Source organism: uncultured Microbulbifer sp., assembly GCF_947498635.1.
Taxonomy (GTDB): domain Bacteria; phylum Pseudomonadota; class Gammaproteobacteria; order Pseudomonadales; family Cellvibrionaceae; genus Microbulbifer; species Microbulbifer echini.
On record NZ_CANMKV010000099.1, the window covers coordinates 1 to 1,332 of the forward strand.

The 1,332-nt window shown below is 48.3% G+C and carries 2 protein-coding genes and 1 pseudogene; 2 read left to right on the plus strand and 1 reads right to left on the minus strand.

Annotation, left to right across the window (positions count from 1 at the left end):
* Positions 1–214 precede the first annotated feature (214 nt).
* Both Q1A69_RS19950 and Q1A69_RS19955 read left to right on the plus strand, forming a co-directional pair.
* A complete protein-coding gene (locus Q1A69_RS19950) occupies positions 215–385 on the plus strand; it encodes a hypothetical protein (RefSeq protein ID WP_299589628.1) in 171 nt (56 codons plus the stop codon).
* Between the two features lie 192 nt (positions 386–577).
* Positions 578–1,021 (plus strand): type II 3-dehydroquinate dehydratase, encoded by a 444-nt coding sequence (locus Q1A69_RS19955; RefSeq protein WP_299589630.1) that lies wholly within the window; start codon positions 578–580, stop codon positions 1,019–1,021.
* Positions 1,022–1,185: 164 nt separating this feature from the next.
* Here the strand turns inward: Q1A69_RS19955 and Q1A69_RS19960 are convergent.
* Positions 1,186–1,332, minus strand: a pseudogene (locus Q1A69_RS19960) (transposase); the annotation flags it as partial.

The window sequence follows — 1,332 nt, forward strand, 5'->3', positions numbered from 1 at the left end:
TGTGGAAGCTTACTAGCCTACAGCCAGCTGGCCTCTCTCGCTATTGCCAAGTGTGTCGGTTGTTATGGGAATCTAGGGGTAAGCTTATGAAGGAGAATGATCAAGCCAAAAAGCTTTTCATCCAAAAAGAGACGGGAGTTACTCTTGAAGCTTCAGTGTCAGCGATGAAGAGGAGGTTTATCTATAGAAGTATAATGTTTGTATTCTAGGGTTTATGTTACTGGATTATGGGAGTGGTTTATTAGCTTTTGCTTTAGGTGTTATTGTGGGAGCGATGATACGGGACGTTGGATGGTTCCGTGTAATAGAGAAAATTTGGCTATTTACTGTAAGTATAACCGACTGGGAAGAAGTTGAGCGCATTGCAAAAAAAAAGCACAGCTAGCAAGTCAATTCAACCGACCTATGACGCGCCGGTCGATTGAGGCGTTATGTAGGGACCCAAGTCGAACTTCAAGTCGGGCCCGTTGTATAGCTCAGGCCTGATTCAAGCGAGCGAGGTTACATAGCTCAAACAGGCCCCATCCAAGTATTAGGCGCTTGCGTGGGCTATGCCAGCGACAGACGGAGCAGTTAGATGACAAAGATCCTCTTGGTACAAGGAGCAAATCTCAGCTATTTGGGGAAACGTGAGCCACACATTTACGGCACTACTTCGGCTGCCGACCTCGATATGCATCTTCGCTCCCATTCGGAACAACTCGGATATGACTTGGATATCTTCTACACGAACGTAGAAGGGGAGGCGATCAACCGAATTTATGAGGCGACGCGAGCGGGGACCGATGGGTTGGTAATGAATCCTGCCGGCTTCACCTACGCGGGGTACGCACTGCGGGACTGTGTAAAGGCTGTCGGTTTGCCCTATATCGAAGTGCACATCAGCAACGTCGAAGTGCGCGGTATTCGCAGTGTCCTTTCTAACGTTTCGGTCGGGATGCTTACGGGCTTCGGTCTTGATGGATACGAAATGGCCCTAGAGGCGATGCTCAGGCTTCTAGAGCACGAGGGTGATTTATGAGAGGTCGACTTGTGCCAGTTCAATGCAGGGTGTCTCCAGGCGCCGCCTGCAATTGCCGGAGAAGATATAAGTATCAGTATGATACCGACTAACCATACAAACAAAGGCGGGCGGATGCTTTGTGCTCCTCTTTTGGGGGTTATGTGTCACAACCAACGGAGCTTATTTATTAACCCGAGAGTGTCATCTGTACCAATATGCATCTTCATTCCAAAATGCCACTGATTACCCCTTTTAGCCTGGTGCATTTCTGGATCACGCTTCTTCTTTTTATTCTTAGTCGAAGATGGAGCCGAGATAATAGTGGCATC

What these genes read in the sequence shown, in the direction of transcription:
- Q1A69_RS19950 (WP_299589628.1), top strand. Translation starts at nt 215, where the DNA reads ATGTTACTGGATTATGGGAGTGGTTTATTAGCTTTTGCTTTAGGTGTT.
- Q1A69_RS19955 (WP_299589630.1), top strand. Translation starts at nt 578, where the DNA reads ATGACAAAGATCCTCTTGGTACAAGGAGCAAATCTCAGCTATTTGGGG.